Source organism: Streptomyces glaucescens (assembly GCF_002154375.1).
Classification (GTDB): domain Bacteria; phylum Actinomycetota; class Actinomycetes; order Streptomycetales; family Streptomycetaceae; genus Streptomyces; species Streptomyces glaucescens.
Genome location: NZ_MUND01000147.1, coordinates 25,130 through 44,244, shown reverse-complemented (window position 1 = coordinate 44,244; position 19,115 = coordinate 25,130). Strand labels below are relative to the sequence as shown.

The 19,115-nt window shown below is 71.7% G+C and carries 18 protein-coding genes and 1 pseudogene; 6 read left to right on the top strand and 13 right to left on the bottom strand.

Annotated features, from left to right (window positions below):
• Nucleotides 1–653 (top strand): MFS transporter (locus CCN42_RS11135; protein WP_245877233.1); only part of this gene is annotated, 653 nt, incomplete at its 5' end.
• On the opposite strand, the gene CCN42_RS11130 is transcribed toward CCN42_RS11135, so the two are convergent.
• The 3 genes from CCN42_RS11130 to CCN42_RS11120 form a co-directional block, all read right to left on the bottom strand.
• Nucleotides 628–1,068: an OsmC family protein gene (locus tag CCN42_RS11130; protein WP_086735028.1), complete on the bottom strand. Its 441-nt coding sequence runs from the start codon at nucleotides 1,066–1,068 to the stop codon at nucleotides 628–630. The two genes, CCN42_RS11135 and CCN42_RS11130, sit on opposite strands and share 26 nt — an antisense overlap.
• 265 nt (nucleotides 1,069–1,333) lie before the next feature.
• The gene (locus CCN42_RS11125) at nucleotides 1,334–1,966 is read right to left on the bottom strand and encodes a VOC family protein (RefSeq protein ID WP_086735026.1); all 633 of its coding nucleotides are present in this window, start codon (nucleotides 1,964–1,966) and stop codon (nucleotides 1,334–1,336) included.
• A gap of 94 nt (nucleotides 1,967–2,060) precedes the next feature.
• On the bottom strand, nucleotides 2,061–2,711 hold the full coding sequence (locus tag CCN42_RS11120) for a DUF4360 domain-containing protein (RefSeq protein ID WP_086735025.1): 651 nt from the start codon (nucleotides 2,709–2,711) through the stop codon (nucleotides 2,061–2,063).
• A 261-nt stretch (nucleotides 2,712–2,972) separates the two neighbouring features.
• Here CCN42_RS11120 and CCN42_RS11115 point away from each other — a divergent pair, with 261 nt between their 5' ends.
• Nucleotides 2,973–3,965 carry a BtrH N-terminal domain-containing protein gene (locus CCN42_RS11115; RefSeq protein WP_086735023.1) on the top strand — a complete coding sequence of 331 codons (993 nt, stop codon included), beginning with the start codon at nucleotides 2,973–2,975 and terminating at the stop codon, nucleotides 3,963–3,965.
• Between the two features lie 27 nt (nucleotides 3,966–3,992).
• A pseudogene (locus tag CCN42_RS44345) lies at nucleotides 3,993–4,182 on the top strand (GNAT family N-acetyltransferase); the annotation flags it as partial.
• A gap of 78 nt (nucleotides 4,183–4,260) precedes the next feature.
• Here CCN42_RS44345 and CCN42_RS45620 read toward each other — a convergent pair.
• The 5 genes from CCN42_RS45620 to CCN42_RS11085 form a co-directional block, all read right to left on the bottom strand.
• A complete protein-coding gene (locus CCN42_RS45620) occupies nucleotides 4,261–5,553 on the bottom strand; it encodes a phosphodiester glycosidase family protein (RefSeq protein WP_086735021.1) in 1,293 nt (430 codons plus the stop codon).
• Nucleotides 5,554–5,742: 189 nt separating this feature from the next.
• The gene (locus CCN42_RS11100; protein ID WP_086735019.1) at nucleotides 5,743–6,081 is read right to left on the bottom strand and encodes an STAS domain-containing protein; all 339 of its coding nucleotides are present in this window, start codon (nucleotides 6,079–6,081) and stop codon (nucleotides 5,743–5,745) included.
• Nucleotides 6,078–7,349, bottom strand: a complete 1,272-nt coding sequence (locus CCN42_RS11095; RefSeq protein WP_086735017.1) for a PP2C family protein-serine/threonine phosphatase — start codon at nucleotides 7,347–7,349, stop codon at nucleotides 6,078–6,080. The genes CCN42_RS11100 and CCN42_RS11095 overlap by 4 nt, the downstream gene beginning before the upstream one ends.
• Nucleotides 7,346–8,149 (bottom strand): alpha/beta fold hydrolase, encoded by an 804-nt coding sequence (locus CCN42_RS11090; RefSeq protein WP_086735015.1) that lies wholly within the window; start codon nucleotides 8,147–8,149, stop codon nucleotides 7,346–7,348. The genes CCN42_RS11095 and CCN42_RS11090 overlap by 4 nt, the downstream gene beginning before the upstream one ends.
• Nucleotides 8,150–8,286: 137 nt before the next feature.
• On the bottom strand, nucleotides 8,287–10,041 hold the full coding sequence (locus CCN42_RS11085; RefSeq protein ID WP_086735013.1) for an NlpC/P60 family protein: 1,755 nt from the start codon (nucleotides 10,039–10,041) through the stop codon (nucleotides 8,287–8,289).
• Between the two features lie 164 nt (nucleotides 10,042–10,205).
• Between CCN42_RS11085 and proP the strand changes: the two genes are divergently transcribed.
• Nucleotides 10,206–11,702 (top strand): glycine betaine/L-proline transporter ProP, encoded by a 1,497-nt coding sequence (gene proP / locus CCN42_RS11080; RefSeq protein WP_086735011.1) that lies wholly within the window; start codon nucleotides 10,206–10,208, stop codon nucleotides 11,700–11,702.
• A 91-nt stretch (nucleotides 11,703–11,793) separates the two neighbouring features.
• On the opposite strand, the gene CCN42_RS11075 is transcribed toward proP, so the two are convergent.
• Together CCN42_RS11075 and CCN42_RS11070 are read right to left on the bottom strand one after the other, a co-directional pair.
• Nucleotides 11,794–12,756 (bottom strand): YihY/virulence factor BrkB family protein, encoded by a 963-nt coding sequence (locus CCN42_RS11075; protein WP_086735009.1) that lies wholly within the window; start codon nucleotides 12,754–12,756, stop codon nucleotides 11,794–11,796.
• 149 nt (nucleotides 12,757–12,905) lie between these two features.
• Nucleotides 12,906–14,804 carry a CASTOR/POLLUX-related putative ion channel gene (locus CCN42_RS11070; RefSeq protein WP_086735033.1) on the bottom strand — a complete coding sequence of 633 codons (1,899 nt, stop codon included), beginning with the start codon at nucleotides 14,802–14,804 and terminating at the stop codon, nucleotides 12,906–12,908.
• Nucleotides 14,805–15,090: 286 nt separating this feature from the next.
• Here CCN42_RS11070 and CCN42_RS11065 point away from each other — a divergent pair, with 286 nt between their 5' ends.
• Both CCN42_RS11065 and CCN42_RS11060 read left to right on the top strand, forming a co-directional pair.
• Nucleotides 15,091–15,924, top strand: a complete 834-nt coding sequence (locus CCN42_RS11065; RefSeq protein ID WP_086735007.1) for a PP2C family protein-serine/threonine phosphatase — start codon at nucleotides 15,091–15,093, stop codon at nucleotides 15,922–15,924.
• 60 nt (nucleotides 15,925–15,984) lie between these two features.
• Entirely contained in the window at nucleotides 15,985–17,019 is a 1,035-nt protein-coding gene (locus CCN42_RS11060; protein ID WP_086735005.1) for an MASE1 domain-containing protein, read from the top strand.
• Nucleotides 17,020–17,046: 27 nt separating this feature from the next.
• Here the strand turns inward: CCN42_RS11060 and CCN42_RS11055 are convergent, their stop codons facing one another.
• The 3 genes from CCN42_RS11055 to CCN42_RS11045 all read right to left on the bottom strand — a co-directional run bounded on the left by CCN42_RS11055 (nucleotide 17,047) and on the right by CCN42_RS11045 (nucleotide 19,112).
• Nucleotides 17,047–17,628, bottom strand: coding sequence for a GNAT family N-acetyltransferase (locus tag CCN42_RS11055; protein WP_086735003.1), 582 nt, complete (start codon nucleotides 17,626–17,628; stop codon nucleotides 17,047–17,049).
• A 66-nt stretch (nucleotides 17,629–17,694) separates the two neighbouring features.
• Nucleotides 17,695–18,552 carry an alpha/beta fold hydrolase gene (locus CCN42_RS11050; RefSeq protein WP_211294676.1) on the bottom strand — a complete coding sequence of 286 codons (858 nt, stop codon included), beginning with the start codon at nucleotides 18,550–18,552 and terminating at the stop codon, nucleotides 17,695–17,697.
• A 197-nt stretch (nucleotides 18,553–18,749) separates the two neighbouring features.
• A complete protein-coding gene (locus CCN42_RS11045; protein WP_086172547.1) occupies nucleotides 18,750–19,112 on the bottom strand; it encodes a MerR family transcriptional regulator in 363 nt (120 codons plus the stop codon).
• Nucleotides 19,113–19,115 lie beyond the last annotated feature (3 nt).

Genomic DNA, 19,115 nt, shown 5'->3' with positions numbered 1-19,115 from the left:
ATCCGCAGCTGCGGATCCGGGGCGTGCTCGCCCTGCTGGTGTTCGCGGCGTTCAGCACGCTGTGGAGCGGCGTGGCGCAACCCCTGAGCGGTCCCCCGTGGTCCCTGTCGCACACCGCGATCGGCGCGTTCGGCATCGCCGGGGCAGCCGGAGCCGTCGCCGCGGGAGTGGCCGGGCGCTGGAACGACCGGGGGCTCGCCCGGCGCACGACCGGAGTCGGCCTCGCCCTGCTGGCGCTGTCCTGGCTTCCGATCGCTCTGACCCGGCAGTCGCTGTGGGCACTGGCGATCGGCGCCGTCCTGCTGGACTTCGCCGTGCAGGCCGTGCACGTCACCAACCAGACCCTGGTGCACGCGGTCCGCCCCGACGCGGGCAGCAGGATCATCGGCGGCTACATGGTCTTCTACTCGGCGGGCAGCGGCCTGGGCGCCCTCGGCTCCTCCCTCGCCTACGCGTCGGCGGGCTGGCCGGCCGTGACCGCCCTCGGAGCGTCCTTCAGCCTGGCGGCTCTGCTCCTGTGGGCGACGGCCTGCCGTGCGGAGCCTGCAGCCGTCCCGTCGGGCGAGACGGACGGGCGGTCCGGGAGCACGGCACGCGGGGCGCAGCGCCCTGGGGGCCGGTGCGGGCTCAGGCTTCCTCGACGGTCACGGTGACGGGTGTGCCGCTCTCGACCGTGCGGCTGACCGTGCAGAGACGATCGTGGGAGGTCTTGACCGCGCGGGGAAGGATCGCGCGGGCGCGCTCCGCGCCCTCGCCGTCCGGGAAGACGACGTGGAACGTGACCGTGAGGCCGGTCATGCGGTTGCCGAGTTCGTCGCTGATCTTGTCACCCGTCACGGAGACCGAGAACTCGGCGGGCTCGGCGTGGCGGCTGGTGGCGACATCGACGTCCGCGGCGCTGCATCCCCCGAGCGCGGCGAGCAGCAGTTCGACCGGGGTGAACTCGGTGTGCGTGGCGCCGTCGGAGGCGGTGCCGAAGCGGATCGTGCCGCCACGGGTGTTGGTGGCGACGAAGTGGCTGGTGCCCGTTCGCTCGACGACGACGGAACGCTTGGAGTCTTCGCTCATGCGTCGACCCTAGTACCGCACGGCCGCCGCCGACCGACACCCTGTCGCCGCGGCCACGGCCAGGGGCCGAAGCGGCGCGCTCGGTGGTGGCGGACCTCCGCGCGGCGGTCGGCACGGCGGAGATCTTCGCCGCCGGCGTGACGGACGAGGGCGCCGTCGCGGATCTCGGCGCGGACGACACCGCCCGCCTCCCGGTCGAGCGGCACGCCGGAGCGAGCCCCGAGCCGCGAGTCCCTGGCCGCGGACGGCGGAGGCGCACCGCCGCTCAGCCGGCCTGGGGCACCGGGGCGGTGGATTCCCAGACGAACCCGTCCGGGTCGCTGAACGGGCTGGTGGCGCCGGACAGCACGATCCGGTGCGAACCGCTGCCTTCGGCCGGGACCCCGGCGACCTTGGCGAGAGCACGACGCTTGTACAGGGACAGCTTGACGGTGCCCGGCCCCGTGGCGAACTCGACGTACTTGCCGCCGAAGCTCTTGCCCACGGTGAGGCCCTGCCCGACGTAGAACTGCTTGCTCGCCTTCACGTCCTCGACGCCCAGCAGGAGCACGATCTCGTCGACGTCCCGGGTGACCGGCCGGGTGTCCTTCTTCGCCGACGTCGCGATCTGCCAGATCGTGCCGTCCGGAGCCTGCACCACGCCGCCGTAGCCCCACAGCGACTTCGACGCGGGCTTGAGGACGGTGGCACCCGCCTCGCGGGCGGCGCCGACGAGCGCGTCCACATTGCCCGGCTGGGACACCACGAGGGACAGCGTGAAACCGCGGAAGCCGGTCGTCGGGGTCTTCGAGCCACGCAGGCGCACCTGCGCGGAGTCCAGCCCGAAGGCGGTGGAGTAGAAGCGGGCGGCGGCCGCGGTGTCGGCCACCTCCAGGGTGACGAAGTCGATGGAGTTCATGTCTTCGACCGTAGGCGGCGCCGGGCCGCCGACGCTTCTCGAAAACTGACCGTTCCGGCCGGCGCGTCCCCGCCCGCCCCCGGGCGGACTCCGCTCACCCGCCGGGGCACTCCTTCCACGCCATGTGGTACACCGTGCTGATGTCGCCGTCGGTCGAGTCCATCGTCATGAAGCTGACCTTGCCCGGCGAGGAGGTGCCCGCGTTGACACGGATCTCCGTGTTGATGTTGAAGTTGCGCTGCACGCCGCACGGCGCCCACACCAGTTGCGCCCAGTCGGTGACGTCGGTGACCTGCCAGTTGTCGTTGTAGGCGCCCGCGAGGGGGTGGCTCTTGAACGCCGTCTGCGACGAGCCCTGGAAGTAGTACGAGGCCCGCTGGACGGCCGTGGCACCGGGCTGGAGCGCGGCGAAGCCCCGGTAGTCCGCGCTCGCGATGGCGTACGTGAAGCCCTGCGGTACGTGGACGATCAGGTTGAGCTGACAGTTCTTGCGGAACGCCGTCGGGTCGGAGTCGCCACCGGCCTGGGCGAGGTAGTCGCTGTAGGTCACCGTGAACGCGGTGTTGTCCTCGGAGACGGCGACGGCGGCGGTGCCCGCGGGGCAGCCGGAGCCGTTGACGGTGGCGACGTTGATGACGATCTTGTCCGGCGGCGGATCGACGAACCCGGTGGACGGGTCGTGCGCGGGCAGCGCGGCGGTGACGAGCGCGGCGACCGTGCCGCTCAGGAGCAGCCCACTTGCCATGGTCTCTCCCCTTCGTTCGGATCGGTGGGGGGTGGATGCGCCCGGACCTTCGTCGGCCCGACTCCATGAAGAATCAAGGGGGACCGCCGAGATGAGCCGGAGCGATGGCATCGTAGGAAGCCGCCGCGGACCCGCCCAGGGAAGACTCCGGCCATTCACCCCGGCCCGTTCACACCCAGGCAGGCCGGGGGGGTACGGCTGGGCCCTCCCGCCGTGGGTGGGTCCCCCCGGGGGCGTGCGAGACGAGCAGGAGGGTAAGGCATGGCAAAGGTGAGAGACGTCGATGTGCGCGCCACGCAGCACTGCGAGACGACGACCCTGGGGGTGCTGCTGCGGCATCAAGGGCTCGATCTGTCCGAGCCCATGCTCTTCGGCCTGGGTTCCGGTCTGTCCTTCGTCTACTGGGACAGCAAGAACATGGGCTTCCCCTTCCTCGGGGGCCGCGTCAAGCCGTTCGAACTCACCCGGAACCTGGCCTCGGCCCTCGGGCTGGAACTCGAGGTCCGGGAGACCGCCTCCCCGCGCAGAGCCTGGGAGAACGTGGCCACCCTCATCGACGCCGGCCGACCCGTCGGACTCCAGCTCGACAGCTACCACCTCGACTACTTCACCTCGAAGGTCCACTTCGGCGGCCATGTCGTCGCCATGTACGGCTACGACGACCACGACGCCTACCTGGTCGACACCGCGCAACAGGGCGGAGCGGTCTCCACCAGCCGTGCCGCTCTCGCCGCTGCGAGAGCCGCGCGCGGCCCGATGACCGCCAGACACCGGTCCTTCACCCTCACCGTTCCGGAGGATCCGCCCTCCCTCCGAGACCGGGTCGTCCCCGCCATCACCGGCTGCGCCGACGCCTTCCTGAACCCGCCCATCGCCAACCTGGGCCACCGGGGCATCGAGAAGGCCGGCAAGCGGGTGCGCACCTGGCTCCAGCGGACCGACGACCCGCAGCGGGACCTGCCGCAGGCGGCCCTCCTGATGGAGAAGGCCGGAACGGGCGGGGCGCTGTTCCGCAATCTCTACCGCGACTTCCTGGCCGAATGCGCCCAGCTCGTCGACAGCGGCCACCTGCGCTCCGGTCACCGCTTGTACGCCGAGGCGGCCACCCTGTGGACGGAGGTCGCCGGCCTCATCGCCAAGGCCGGCGAGTCAGGCGACGCCGAATGCCTCGCGCAGGCCGGTGGCGTCCTCCGCGACCTCTCACGCCTGGAACGCGAGGCCATGGAGGCACTGAGCCTGCTGGGGAGTCGGTAGGGCACGCGGCGCTGCCCCTGCTGACCGGAGGCGGTACCCCGGTTCGTGCGGAGCCCGGGCACCGTCGAGGTGGTCACGTTCGGGGACGACCACCCGGGCGTCGTCGGCAGCGGTGCGCGCGTGTTCCACGAGCGGCCTCGGCTTCCCGCCCGCCGAGGCCGCTCGGCCCGGCCCGGAGGGCGGTTCACGGCAGATCTACCGACGGTCTGTCAGCTAAGGGCGGACACAGGCCATTTGAATGCTGCGCCCACGAGCGGGCGGTGTCGTGGACGCGGCATCATGGGCGGTCCTTGGCTCAGGCGCGGCTCGGCCGGTAGGGCCCTTCCAGGTAGACGAGCGCGTCGCCGACGGGGCGTTCGGTGGCACCGCTCGGCTTGTTCACGAGGGTGCCTTGCAGGGACATGGTGGTGGAACCGCCGCCGTCGAGGTTGACCGCGTCCCGCAGGCCCAGGGCGTGGGCCACGGCGGCGGTCTCCTTCATGGTGGTGCCGACACTGGTCGTCATCCGGCCGTCGATGGTGACGAGGACGATCCGGCCGTCGCGCATGGTGCCGGCGATGGTGCGCGGGTTGCGGTCGAAGAAGCTGCCGACGCCGTCGGGAACGACGATCTCGCCGTCCCGGGTGAGGCGGTAGCGCCCGTTCACCCCGTACAGGCCGTCGCGGACGGGGATGCGCCGGCCGCGCTCGTCGAGGAGCTGGGAGGTGGTCCGCAGACAGCCGTTGCCCGCGACGCGCAGCAGGTCCGCGCTCTCCCGGCCGGTCGCCTGGAGGGACGTCTCCCCCGGGGCCAGCGCGGTACCGCGGGTCGTCGCCGTGCGGACGACGCAGCCCTTCCGGTCGAGGACGACCTCGGCACCGGCGCCGCTGGGCGTGGCCGGCGCGAAGTCGTGGGTGAAGCGCACGACGTCACCGGGTGAGGCGCACGTCGCGCCGGGGGCCGGCACGGCGCAGTCGGGGGGCACCACCGGCGGGTGGTTGAGGAACTCCAGGGGCAGTTCGGCCCCGGTCTCGCGGTTCTTCACCTTGCCGAACCACTTGAGCTTGCCCATGAGGGTGCGGTGGGTGCGGGCGTCCAGGACGAAGTCCGCCTCGGTGGGGTCTGTGGTGGGCTCGCTGAGCAGGCGCCCGTCGTACAGGCCGAGTCCGACCGGGTCGCCGGGGTACTGCCGGTTGGCGGTGAAGGTGAAGAAGGAGGCGTTGACGCCGACCAGCGCGCCGGCCGAGCGGACCAGGTCGGTGGTCCGCTCGGTGGCGGCGAGGTCGGGACCGTAGGTGACGGCGAGGTGCCCGTCCGCCCTGCGCGGGTCGATCGTGAGCACGTTGACCACCCAGGGGCCGCGGGTCGTCGTGTTGATCTCGCCGGGGGGCGCGGGCTCGGTGCCCCGGACGATGCGGGTGAGGGTGACGCCGTCCGCCAGCGTCCGGCTGCTGCGCGTCTCGACCAGGTCGGCGTCGCCCAACGGCAGTCGGGGACCGGCCGGTTCGGCGGCACCGGAGTGGGAGGTGGAGGTCAGCAGAAGCGTCAGGGCGGCAGCGGCGACCGTCACGGCACGAGCGGCAGCGGATCTCTTCGCGTTACGTGTCATGTACGGAGCATGACGGTCAGTGAGGAACGTGCCCAGCCCCTCGGCTGACCGAACGGTCGCGTACGGGTGAACCTTTGGGAGCGTGCCGTCTCAACTCGGCCGGTCGGCCCACCGGTCGGGCGGATGCCGCGACCGGGCCCGTTCCAGGGCTGTGGGCCTGCCCGTTCGCCGCTGGACCCGATGGGCCGCTCAGGGCCGGGTGGCGGTGTCGCTGTCGGGGTGGAAGGTGAGGATCTGGTCCAGACCGACGATCCGCAGGACGCGCAGAGTGTGGTCGGGTACGGCGGCGAGCGCGAAGTCGGCCTGGGCGGCGAGGGCGTGGTTGCGGGCGGCGATCAGGGCGCTGATGCCGCTGGAGTCGCAGAACCTCATGCCGCCCAGGTCCAGCACGAGGCGCCGGCCCGGCTGCAGGGCGACCGCGGTGATCCGGTCCAGCAGTTCGGCGGCGTTGGTGTAGTCGAGTTCGCCGGTGACGTTCAGGACGGGACCGGTGACGGCGTCTCGAAGGGTGATCTGCAGCGGGCTCATATCGTGTGTTTCGTCTCCGTGCCGGGTGCGGGCACGCCTAGGGCGAGGAGGGCGGTGTCGTCGTCGAGGCCGTCACCGAAACCGCGGAGCAGCTCGGTGAGGGCGTGGATCACGTCGGGCGGGCGTTCGCCCGCGTGGTCGGTCACGAAGGAGAGCAGGGCCTCGTCCCCGTACAGGCGGGCGCGTCCCTCGCCGGTGCGGGCTTCGGTGAGGCCGTCGGTGTAGAGGAGGAGGGTGTCGCCTGCGGTGAGGACGGTCGTGGCGGTGGCGAACGGCGCGGCGGGCAGGATGCCGACGAGGAGACCGCCCGGGGTGGGCAGGAAGCCGGCTGTGCCGTCGGCCCGCAGGACGAGGGCGGGAGGGTGGCCGCCCGAGGCGAGATGGACGGCCGTCTGTCCGGTCGCGGCGTCGGGTTCGAGAACGCCGAAGACGACCGTGCAGAAACGCGGGTCCCCCTCCCCCGCGTAGCGCTCGTGGAGCACCTTGTTCAGCGTGGTGAGGGCGGAGACGGGGTCGGGGTCGTGCAGGGCGGCGGCACGGAGCGTGTAGCGGGTCAGCGAGGTGACCGCCGCGGCCCGCGGGCCCTTGCCGCACACGTCGCCGAGGAAGAACCCGAAGCGTTTGCCGTCGATGGGGAAGACGTCGTAGAAGTCGCCACCGAGACGGTCGGGCGAGGCGGTGTGGTAGTAGGAGGCCGTCTCGACGCCGGGTATCGGCGGCAGGGCGTCGGGCAGCAGCGCCTGCTGGAGCACCGCGAGGGCGTCCTGGAGCCGGGCGCGGTCGGCCTCCGCCTGTCTGCGCGCCTCCTCGGCCACCTTCCGGCCGCGCAGGAGTTCCTCCTCGTAGGCGCGGCGGTCGCGGGCGTCGAAGACGGTGGTGCGGATCAGCAGGGGCTCACCGGTGCTGCCGTGCTTGACCACGGAGGAGACCAGCACCGGGACACGTCCGCCGTCGGCCTGTCTGATCTCCAGGGCGATCCCGCTGATCTCACCCTGCATCCGCAGCAGCGGCGCGAAGTGCGTCTCGTGGTACAGCCTGCCGCCCACGGTCAGCAGGTCGCTGAAGCGCATCCGGCCCACGACGGCCGCCCGCTCCCGGCCGAGCCAGCCCAGCAGCGTCGCGTTGATCTTCGCGATGGTGCCGTCCATCAGGGTGGACAGGTATCCGCACGGCGCGCTCTCGTACAGCTCCTCCGCGCTGTCCTCCAGCAGCGCGGCGAAGACCGCCTGGTCGGCGCCGCGCGGGTCGTGCTCTTCGCGGCACATCATCGCAGGCCCGCCAGGAACCTGGTGATCGCCTCGTTGGTGGCCTCGGGCGCGGACATGTGCGGGCAGTGGCCGGTCGCGTCGAGCGTGACGAGCGTCGAGCCGGGTATCGACCGGTGCACGAAGGCACCGACCTCCCGGGGTGCGATGGCGTCGTTCGTGCAGTCCAGCACGAGCGTCGGGACACGCACCCGCTTCAGGTCGTCCCGCGAGTCCGACAGGAACGTGGTGCGGGCGAAGACCCGGGCCATGTCCGGGTCGGTGGCGCAGAAGCTGTTCTTCAGTTCCTCGCCGAGTTCGGGCCGGTCGGCGTTGCCCATGATGACCGGCGCCATCACCGCCGACCAGCCCAGGTAGTTCGACTCCAGCGCGTCCAGCAGCTCGTCGATGTCCTGCGCGCTGAACCCGCCCCGGTAGTCCTCGTCGTCGATGTACCGCGGCGACGGGGCGACCATCACCAGCGCACCGATCCGTTCCGGAGCCATGTCGGCGGCCAGCACCCCGATCATGGCGCTGACGGAGTGCCCCACGAACGCCGCGTCGCGCAGGTCGAGCGCCTCGCAGACCTCGACCACGTCGCGGGCGTAGCCCTCCAGGGAGGCGTACCGGTCCGGGACGAACGCGGAGGGGTCGGAGCGGCCCGACCCGACGTAGTCGAAGAGCACCACTCGGTAGTCCTCGACCAGGGCGGGAACCGTCGACCGCCACATGTTCTGGTCGCAGCCGAACCCGTGGGCCAGCAGTACGGCCGGTCCCTGCGGGTTGCCGGTGACGGTGACATTGTTCCGCCGGGCAACATCCATACCAACAGTCTCCCCAGATCACGCCCGGCGCTCCAGCGCGGGCTCGTATGACCGCATGCCCCGCCCGCCGCTTCGCAAAAGGAATTCCTGTGATGAAACGTGCGGCGGGCGGGAGTCCTCTCCACGCGGGTGGGGTCTCAGATACGGCGTACGGTGTGCAGCGTCGTCGCGTAGGTGCCCGTGCCGTCCAGCAGCGAGGGGCCTCCGAGGTCGCCCATCGTGGGTCCGTTCACCGTCTTGCGGCTGGACAGGAACCGCCGCTTGCCCGCCGCGTCACGGCCGAGGTAGATGCCGACGTGGTCGACGGTGGCCGTCGGGTTGTCGTCACCCGAGTCGGCGTTGAACAGCACGAGGTCGCCGGGCTGGAGCTGGGCCGCGGCGGGCGGCCGGCTGCCGTCCGTCCGGTCCACGAGCACGCCCGGCGCGTGGTTCGCGATGTCCCGGGACTTGCGCGGGATACGCAGCCCGGAGGTGTCCGCGCCCGCGGCGAGCGGCACACCCATGTGGTAGCCGTACACCATGCGCGTGTAGCCCGAGCAGTCCAGGTTGCCGGCCTGCTTGCTCGACGGCCCGGTGTGGGTGCCGTCGGGGAAGGTCCAGCCACTGTTCATGTACTCGTGGAAGTCGGCGCCCTCGTAGCGGTATCCCTGGGGATCCAGGTAGCCGTAACCGGCCTCGCCGAGGACCTGCCTGCCCTGGGCGGGACCCGCGCCCGCCGTGACGGCGGGTGCCCCGCCGAGGAACATGGCGGCGTACGCCAGGACGTCGGGTGCCGTGGAGCCCGCCCAGGCGCGGACGGTCCGCTCCAGGGCGTCCGTCCAGGTGCCGTCGAAGGGTTCGGGCAGCACGCGCACCCAGTCGCCGTGGGTGACGGCCGGAGGCACGGCCCAGGTGGCGGCGGACACCTCGAAGCGGCTCACGGACAGCTTCACGGGCAGGTTGGTGCAGCCGTCGTTGGCCAGCGCGCGCAGGCCGACCCGTCCCGGGCCGAAGGTCGGGTCGGTGGTGTCGACGGTCCACGCGGACGGCTCGGCCGAGGCGGTGCGCCAGGCCTTGACCCGGATCCGGGTGCCCTCCCGGCGCACCCGGACGGTGAAGTCGGTGCCGGCCGCGACCGAGGTGGCGACGGTCACCGCCGGTTCGAGCGGGGCGACCGTGTCGGCGACCTCCTTCTCGACGCGCAGTTCGACGGCGCCCGTGGTCAGGAACGACAGCCGGGCCCGGTAGTTGTCGTGGGGATTCTGGTAGCCGAAGGACAGCGCGAACGAGCAGGCCTGCCCCGTCGGCACCTTGTCGAACCGGCCGACGCAGCGCACGTCCACGTCGGCGATGTCGGCGTCGCGCAGGGTGGCGTGCCGGCTGGCGTGGTCGGTGGTGAGGGCGATGACTCCGGCGCCGGGCGTGACCGAGTAGTCGCCGGCCGCCGGGCCGAGCGTGGACCAGCTGCCACCCCCGGGGGACGAGCCCCAGTACTGGCGCTGTTCCTCCGGGAGCGTCAGGTCCGGCAGGGTGCGCGTGAAGTCGTCGGCGAAGGGGCGCTTGTTCTCGGCGAACGTGCGCCGCGGGCCGGGCAGCAGGACGGTCCGGGCGCCGTGGGTCAGCAGTGCCACGCGCCGGCCGCCGGAGGTTATCTCGGTGCGCGCCGGGGTTCCGGGCAGCACGGTCGCCGTGAGGGGGCTGCCCAGGGTGAGCGCGGAGAAGTACGAGGCGTCGAGCGGCGCGAGGGTCACCGCCGACCCGGCCGTGCCGAGGGCGGACGGGCCGGTGAGCGGATCCACCGCGGCGACCGACGCGGCGGCCCGGGCGTCGGACGCGGCCAGAGCGGTGAGCGGGAGGGAGGCGGCGGAGGCCGCGAAGGCGGCGAGCATCCGCCGCCGTGAGGTGTTGACCATGCGCACATGATCGCGCAGCTCTCTCAGCAGCGGGCGCGGGGACCGCTCTTGACGTCGGGGTTACGGTGCGTGACCCCTCCGACGCGTCGCGACAACGATCGTTTGAGCGCGCGAGAAGTGTGCAGGAGACCTGCCGGTAGTTCACCGGCGAAAGGAATACTGTCATGGCGGCGACCGGCAAGGACGAGTCGCTGGAGCCCGCTGCGGTCAGGCGCCACCGGGTGCTCTTCCGCGCGATCGAGAAGCGACGTCATCCCAGGCTGCGCCGCAGCGACATCACCGTCACCGACGAGGCGGCGGTGAAACGCGCCACGAAGGCCGCTGCCCTCGGCAACGCGATGGAATGGTACGACTTCGGCATCTACAGCTACCTCGCCGCGACGCTCGGCAAGGTCTTCTTCCCCTCCGGCAGCGACACGGCCCAGCTCCTCAGCTCCTTCGCGACCTTCGCGGTCGCCTTCCTGGTGCGTCCGCTCGGCGGAATGGTCTTCGGGCCGCTCGGCGACCGCGTCGGCCGCAAGCGCATCCTCTCCATCACCATGATCATGATGGCCGTGGGAACGTTCGCGATCGGCCTCATCCCCCCGCACGCCGGCATCGGCGTCTGGGCCCCGGTCCTGCTGATCCTCTTCCGGATGGTGCAGGGGTTCTCCACCGGCGGGGAGTACGGCGGCGCCTCGACGTTCATCGCGGAGTACGCGCCGGACAAGCGGCGCGGCTTCTTCGGCAGCTTCCTGGAGGTCGGCACGCTCGCCGGCTACGTGGGCGCCTCCGGACTCGTCGTGCTCCTCACCAGCGTTCTCACCGAGCAGCAGATGCTGGACTGGGGCTGGCGCATCCCCTTCCTGGTCGCGGCCCCGCTCGGCTTCATCGGCCTCTACCTGCGGCTGAAGCTGGACGAGACGCCCGCGTTCCAGAAGCTGGAGGGCGGCCAGGTCAGGGCGAGCGAGGCCGCCGATGCCGTGGAGACCTCCGCCACGGGTGACCTCGGCAAGATCTTCACCCGCTACTGGCGGCCGCTGCTGCTGTGCGTCGCGCTCGTCGCCGCGTACAACATCACGGACTACATGCTGCTGTCGTACATGCCGACGTACCTGTCGGACGAGCTCGGCTACGGGACCACGCACGGACTGCTGATCCTGCTCGTCGTGATGGTCCTCCAGATGTGCGTCATGAACCAGGTCGGACGGCTCTCGGACCGCTTCGGGCGCAAGCCGCTGCTGATGACGGGGATGCTCGGCTTCCTCTTCCTCTCCGTGCCGTCCTTCCTCCTCATCCGGCAGGGCAGCGTCGTCCTCATCACCGTGGGCCTGCTCCTGCTCGGGCTGTCCCTGGTGACGATGCTGGGCACGATGTCCTCGGCGCTTCCGGCGATCTTCCCCACCCAGGTCCGCTACGGCTCCCTCTCGGTCGCCTACAACCTCTCCACGTCGCTCTTCGGCGGTACGACTCCCCTGGTGATCACCGCTCTGATCAGCGCCTTCGACACCAATCTGATGCCGGCCTACTACGCCACGGGCGCCGCCGTCATCGGTGTGATCGCCGTCCTGTGCATGAAGGAGACCGCCAACAAACCGCTGGCCGGCTCCCCGCCCTGCGTGGAGACGGAGGCGGAGGCCGCGGAACTCGTCCAGGCACAGTCGCCCAGCCCCAGGTTCTGACCGAGCGGCCGGACGAGGAGACGCCCCCTGCCGGATGCGGCAGGGGGCGTCTTCGTCGCCGGGAAACGGGAAGGCAGTGGTGCCTCGCCGTTCAGGCGCCCGGCCCTGGGTCCGGCCGTACGGCGGTGGTCAGCCCTGCCCTCGCCGCCTCCAGCTGTGCGGCGAAGGCGATGCCGAGGAACAGCGCGACGCCGGTGAGGTTGGCCCAGAGCAGCAGCGCCACGAACGCCGTGAGCGGCCCGTACACGGCACCGAAGGAGCCGCTCTCCTCGACGTACAGGGCCAGCAGCCAGGTGGCACCGACCCACAGCACCAGGTGGAGGGCCGAACCGAAGACCAGCCATGTGTAGCCGGGCTGGTCCCGGCGCGGTGACCAGCGGAAGATGACGGCCGAGGCGACCACGGCGAGGACCAGTCCCACCGGGACGCGCACGGCCGCCCACCACACCGCGGTTCCGGACCAGCCGAAGGCCTCGGCGGTCGACTCGCCCACGGCCTCGCCCGCCACCAGGACGAGGAAGCCCAGCACCATCGGCACTCCCGCGGCGAAGGCGAGCAGCAGTGCCCGGCCGTACTTCGCCGGGAAGGGCCGGTCGCGCTCGATGCCGTAGATGCGGTTGGCGCCCCGTTCCACCTGGGCCATGGCCGAGGCCAGGTTGAGGACGGAGAACGCCAGACCGAGCCAGAGCGCGATGGTGCTCCAGATGTCGGAGTGGGCGCTGCGGCGGGTGCCGGTCAGCGCCTCCTCGACCACCTCCGAACTGGCACCGGGCACGATCCGGCCCAGGGTCAGCTCGATGATCCGCCCGACGCTCTCGGTGTGGGCGGCCGTGGCGACACCGACGAGGGCGATGGTGAAGGGCACCATGCCGAGCACGATCTGGAAGCCGAGGGCGCGTGCGTTGGTGAATCCGTCGGCGTACCGGAACCGCGAGAACGCGTCGGTCAGCAGCCGGATGCCGCCGTAGTGGCGCAACGCGGTGAAGGCCTCGTCGCCGGACAGTTCCTCCCCGATCATGTCCCGCGTCTGCGGAACGTGTACGGCCGTCCCCATCGTCTGCGTCTCCTCGCGCCTCAGGCCGGCGGCCAACCTGCCCCGCCGGGGCGCCTGCCGGTCCGGCTTCCCGGGATACCGTCTGCCCGGCCGTGCGCCATGCAGGCGTGCGGGCGGGCGGTGGCCGGGTGACTCGCCTGGACCATGCGTCAGTCCCGGCCGACGACCACGACCTCGTCCCGCGCGCCCCAGCGGCGGCGCTCGGTCTTGGGCGGGTTGATCCGGACGCCGTACCCGGGGCCGGTGGACGCGTCGTCGTGGCTCCGGTAGCCGATGGCGCACTCGCCCCTGAGCCGGGCCGCGGCCACGACCGTGGCGAACGGCGTCTCGTGTTCCGGCAGCACGTAGTCGGTCGCCGGTCTCAGGTGGACCCCGCTGCCCTCGGCGGAGAACAGCTCCTCGAACACCGCCGCCAGGTGCCGGTTCTGGGAGATCTGCGCCATCAGCAGGCCGATCAGCTTGCCGCTGATGATGACGTCGGCTCCGGGGCTGATGGGAGCCAGCGCCCGGTTGCGGTCGTCGATCAGCTCGGTGACCACGGGCAGCTCACGTCCCGCGGCCCGCTCCAGCCGGCGCAGGAGCAGCAGGGTCACGAGGGTGCGCATGTCGGGTTCGTCCGACGAGTGGCCGGGGGCCGGGTCCCGGCCGAGCACGATGACGCTGTCGTACGCGGCGATCTCCAGGCCGCGCAGGGTTTCGGGGCAGGTGACGTCGCCCCGGCGCAGGGTCAGCGTGAGCCCCGTTCCGGCTTCCCGGTCGGCGTCGTCGACCTCCTGGGGGGTGACCTCTCCGTTCTCCGCGATCACGTCGACGGCCGAGCCGGGGCGGGCGCAGCGGCGCAACTGGTCGATGACGAGGGACGCCCGCCGGTTCCAGCCGAGCAGGAGCACCCGCTCCGGCCGCTCGGGAGGCGGCTGCTCGCTCGCCATCGCCGTCTTCTCCACCAGGTGGGAGCAGTCGTCCAGCCGTACGGTGTCGTCGTCGCGGGAGATGACGACGAGCAGGTCGCCCGGGCCGATCGGCGTGTTCGGCGGCGGGCTGAGCAGGGGGACGTGGCCTCGCATCAGTCCGACGACGCTCGATGTGGTGTACGACAGCAGCGCGTCGCCGAACAGGCTTCCGACCAGGGACGGTTCGGTGGTCAGGTAGAACTCGTCCCCGGCGAAGTCGAGCAGTTCCCGGTGGACGAGGGAGAGGCCGGGGCGGCGGGCGGCCTGCACGATCAGGGCGGCGGTGACGGTGTCGCTCTCCAGGACGATGCCGCTCGGACCGGCGGCGAGGGACGCCGCCAGCCGGTAGCGGTCGTCGCGCAGCGCGGCGACGACGGGCGGTCCCGCGTCACGGTCGGGCAGCGCCGCCCGTAAGGCCAGCAGCGTCTTGACGACCTGGGCGTCGGCGTCGGGCTCGTCGTGGGGCAGGACCAGCACGACACCGGCCTCGGCCGGGTTGGTCAGGGCGAGGACCGCGGGGTCGGTGGGGGGACCGCTGCGGCAGATCAGCCGGGTCCGGCCGCCCGGCCCCGTCTTGGTGTTCAGCGCCTCCTCCATCACGGTCTTGTCGCGGTCGGCCAGCAGGGCGACCGCCGCGCCCCGCCGGTTGGCGTTGGCGGCGACCAGCTCACCCACCACCGTGAAAACCTGCTCGGACCAGCCGAGTACCACGGCGTGCCCGCGTTCCAGGACCGTGGAACGGCCCCGGCGCAGCGCGATGAGCCGCTCGGTCAGGGCCGTGGTGATCAGGCCGACGAGCGTGGAGACGTACAGCAGCGCGACGAGGGCGAGCAGCACGGTCAGCACCACTCTGAGCGGCGCCCCGGTGGCACCGCCCAGCCGCAGCGTCTCGCCGGTGAGCCGCCACACCTGGGTCAGCCGGCCGCCGAGGGAGGCCGGAGCCTGCGGGTCGGTCCACACCACCACCGCGCTGGCCGGCACCACGACCGCCAGGCACAGCAGGGCCAGCCAGCCCACCAGCGCCGGGGCGCCGCGGGCCAGCGTGCTGTCGAACCAGTAGCGGAACCTCTCTCCGAGTGGAGTACGCCGCGGCGCCACCCTGTTCCCCCTCTCGCCGTACGTGCGGTCGCGGTGGCCCGGCGCCTCCCCGGCACGCGCGGCCACCCACATCAGAACCAGCAGTGTGCTGACCCGACCGCCCGGACGGAGGAGGATCGTCCTCCTTTTCACACCATCGAGCAGATCACCGCCGCCGCGCTCAGCGCGCCGAAGCGCCCGCTCCCGGGTAGAATTTCGAATTTTGATACGACATTTCATAGCCACCCAGATGTCCACCGCAATCTTCCTCACCCGAAGAGGGCCACTGACCTGGCCGGAGTGATCGATGACCCGGAAGCACCCGACCGACGACGGTGACGAGCTGCTCGCCAGGCTCGGCGCGCTGACCGCGCAGGCCCGGGAGCGCGCGGAACTCCAGCGGTCACGGGTGGAGCTGGCCGTCGCCCTCCAGCAGGGCATGCTCCCCACCAGCCTGCCGAGGGTCCCCGGGTTCCGGCTGGCCGTCGAGTACCAGCCCGCCCACCACGCCCTCAGCGTGGGAGGGGACTGGTACGACGCCTTCACGATGCCCGACGGCTGCGTCGGGCTGTCCATCGGCGACGTCCAGGGACACAACATCGAGGCGGCCGCCTTCATGGGGCAGGTACGGGTCGGACTGCGTGCCCTCGCCTCCGTCACGAGCGAGCCGGGCGAACTCCTCACCCGCATCAACAACCTGTTGCTCTCCCTGGGCACCGACCTCTTCGCGACGTGCACCTTCATCCGCCTCGACCCGTCGACCGGAGTGCTGCAGAGCGCGCGGGCCGGACACATACCGATCGTCTGGGCCACGGCAGACGGCCGCTCGGGCCTCGCCGAGGACGAGGGCGGACCGCCCCTCGGCGTACTTCCGGAGATCACGTACCCGGTGACCGAGCACCGCCTCTTCGCGGGCGACGTCTTCGTGCTGGTCACCGACGGGGTGGTGGAGGGACCCGCGCTGAGCCTGGACGAGGGCCTCGACCAGGTCGTGCGGCTGGCGGGCGTCGCCGCCGTCGCCGGCCTGGAGGCGACCTCGCTGGCCACCGCGGTGATCAAGGGCGCCGAACGGGTGGGACACACGGACGACGCCGCCGTCCTCGTCGTGGGCCGCGAGAGACCCGCCCCTCACTCGCCTTGATCAGCCGAAGGGCGTCCGACAGGCGCCACCGCCTCGCCGAACGGCCCGTCCCGGTGTGTGATGGCTACTGTGGTGCGTACCCCTGATCGGCGCCGAGCGATCGTCTACGGATTCCAGACGCTGGCCGTGGCCGCCTGCTACTACGCGGCGGGACGGCTGGGCCTGCTTCGCCAGCTCGTGGTCGGGGACGCGGTCTTCACCCCCATCTGGCCGCCCACCGGCGTCGCCCTGGCCGCCCTGTTCGTCTTCGGCCTGCGCTGTTGGCCGGGCATCGCACTCGGAGCCTTCTTCGTCGTCCTGTCCCTCGCTCCGCTGCGGCCCGCCGTGCTCGGCAACATAGCCGGGAACACCGTCGCCCCCGTCTGCGCCTACCTCATGCTGCGCAAGGTGGGCTTCCGGACGGGTCTGAGCCGGTTACGGGACGGCGTCGCCCTGGTCTTCCTCGGAGCGCTGGCCGCGATGCTGATCAGCTCCACGGTGGGCGTCGGCCTGCTGGTCCTCACCGGCAAACTCGGCACGGACGGCTTCTGGCCGGTGTGGCTGGCGTGGTGGGTGGGTGACGCGATGGGGGTGCTGCTGGTCACCCCGGCTCTGCTGCTGCTGAGCGAGGCACACCGGACACCCGACCCGGCGCGCTGGAAGGAGGCCCTGGTCCTGTTCGTCGCGGCCTGCGCCATCATCCCGCTGGCCACGCAGAGCGAGCTGAGCCTGCTCTATCTCATCTACCCGTTGCTGATCTGGGCGGCGCTGCGGTTCCAGCTGGCGGGCAGCGTGCTGTGCGCCCTGTTCGCCTCCGTGCTGGCCACCGTCGCGGCCACCGACGGCAGCGGCCCCTTCGTGGACCTGACGCGCACGGAGGTGATGATCAAACTCCAGGTCTTCAACGGCTCCATGGCCCTGACCTCCCTGCTGCTGTCGGCCGTCATCATCGAGCAGCACAACACCCGGCGCTCGGTGGAGCTGGCCTGCCAGGAACTGGTCGAGGTCCTCGAGCACCTCACCGCGGGCGAGGCCCCGCCCGGCCGCCCGCCGACCGACCGCAACGGCCCGCCGGGGGCCGGAGACGGCGGGGACGCCCGGCCCCGCGGCCCATGAGACCAGGAGGCCGCGCGGCGCCCCCGCTCAGCCCGCTCGTCGAGCCTGCTCGGACGTCCTCGCCCGCCATTGGTCCACCGTCAGGCGCCAGATGACGTCAGTGCCCGACTCGCCGGGAGCGGACAGCGGCTCCGGCGCCGGCCGGTGTTCGATCTCGGTGAAACCCAGGCGGCGGGCAACGGCCCCGCTGGCGGGGTTGGCGGCATCGTGATGGATCTCGATGCGGTCGATGCCCGCCAGCCGGGAGCCCTGATCGACGAGAGCCGCCGCAGCCATGGTCACGAGGCCTCGCCCTGTCCAGCGCGGGTGGATCCAGTAGCCGATGTCGAGTCCTCCCGCGCCGACACGGCGGTGCAGGCCACAACTGCCGGTCAGCGCGGCACCCGAGGTGATCGCGTAGCCGAAGGCCTGCCCGGTCTCCCACTCGTCATGGCTGCGGGCCAGGAAGTCGGCGGTCTGCCTCCTGCTGTGGCCCGCCGCCCAGGGCAACCACGGCAGGAGGTGGTCCACGGATTCACCGATCGCCCGTTCCAGGGCGTCGAGATCGGTCACACGCCATCGGCGCAGTACGACTTGGTCGGCACGGAGTGTGCCGGCAGGCTGTTCCATGCCTCCGGATGCTCTCGCAGCGCCGTGGGGCCGTACAACGCATTTCGGGTGCGCGAGCAGGGGTGATCAGGCGGGTGTCAGGGAGGCGAGTTCGCCCAGTACCCGGGCCGCCGGGGCCGGGTCGGTCAGCCACTTGAGGTGGCTGCCCTCGAGTGTGCGGACGTCGTACGGGTTGTCCGGGGTCAGCGCGTTGCCCTCGCGGATCAGCCGGTCCTGCAGGGCTAGCGGCAGACTCGCGTCGCCGGCCAGCCGGACGTAGGTCTTCGGGATGGTCCCCCAGGTCGCGGCCTGCGCCCGGTCGGCGGAGGTGCCGACGTCCAGGTTCTCGTCGGGCTGGAAGGTGTTCAGGAAGGTCAGGAACTCCTCGTCGGTGCCGTCGGCGAAGAAGGCCGCCTTCAGGGCCGCGAGGGCGTCCGGGTCCGCGGTGCGGAAGTTGACGCGCAGCAGGCCGAGTTCGGCGGGGTTCCCGGCCATGGCGCGGCCCACCGAGGCGGTGTCGACCGTGGCCATCTCCGGCTCGGCGTAGTAGTCGTTGACGTCGAGGTCGACCGGGCACCAGGCCGCGACGTAGACGAGGCGGTCGATCAGGTCGGGCCGGGCGTTGGCCGCCGCGGTGGCCGTGACGCCGCCACGGCTGTGCGAGACGAGGATCACCGGCCCGTTCTCCTTGGCCCGTTCCAGGATCCCGATCAGGTGGGCGGCGTTGTCGGCGAGGGTGACGCCCTTGATCGAACCGGGCGCGGTGGCGAGGCCTTCGAGATCCTGCGGCGCCTGGTAGGCCCTCAGGTAGGTCGCGCCGAAGCCGTGGCCGGGGAGGTCGACGGCGACCGACCGGTGCCCGAGCAGGCCGAGTTCCGCCTGGAGCGGCGCGAAGGAGAAGGAGTTCGCGAACGCGCCGTGCACCAGCACGAAGGTCGGCTGCATCTGTCTGCCCACTCTCTGGTCCCGCCGCGCTCCGCGACGTTCGGGACACTACGCAACCGAAGATCACCGACGCAACCGGTTCGAGCGCCTCTCACGGTAGCTGCACGGGACGTTGCGCTCCGGCTCCGACGGCCACTTGCTCAGTGTTGGGACCGGCATGCCACGCCATGCACCCCGGCCCGCAACCGCGACGACACCTAGCCGGCCAACCGTCGTTCCGTGGCCGCCAGGTACTCCCGCAGTGTCTCGCGGGACCGGACGAGCGTGTCGATCTGCTCGTCCAGCCCGGCGATGCGTGCCCGCAGGAGGTCCAAGGTCTCCGGGCAGGGCTTCAGATCGGGGGCCGCGCCGGAGACGCACGGCTGCAGATACCCGATCTCCTGGGTCGACAACCCGGCGTCGAGCAGTCTCCTGATCTGCGTCACGGTGATCACGGCGCCGTCGTCGTACTCGCGGTAGCCGTTGTCGCCGCGGTCGGGCACCAGCAGGCCCTGCGCCTCGTAGTACCGCAGTTGGTGCGGGTTCACCCCGGTCCGCCGGCTCAGCTCCCCGATCAGCATGCG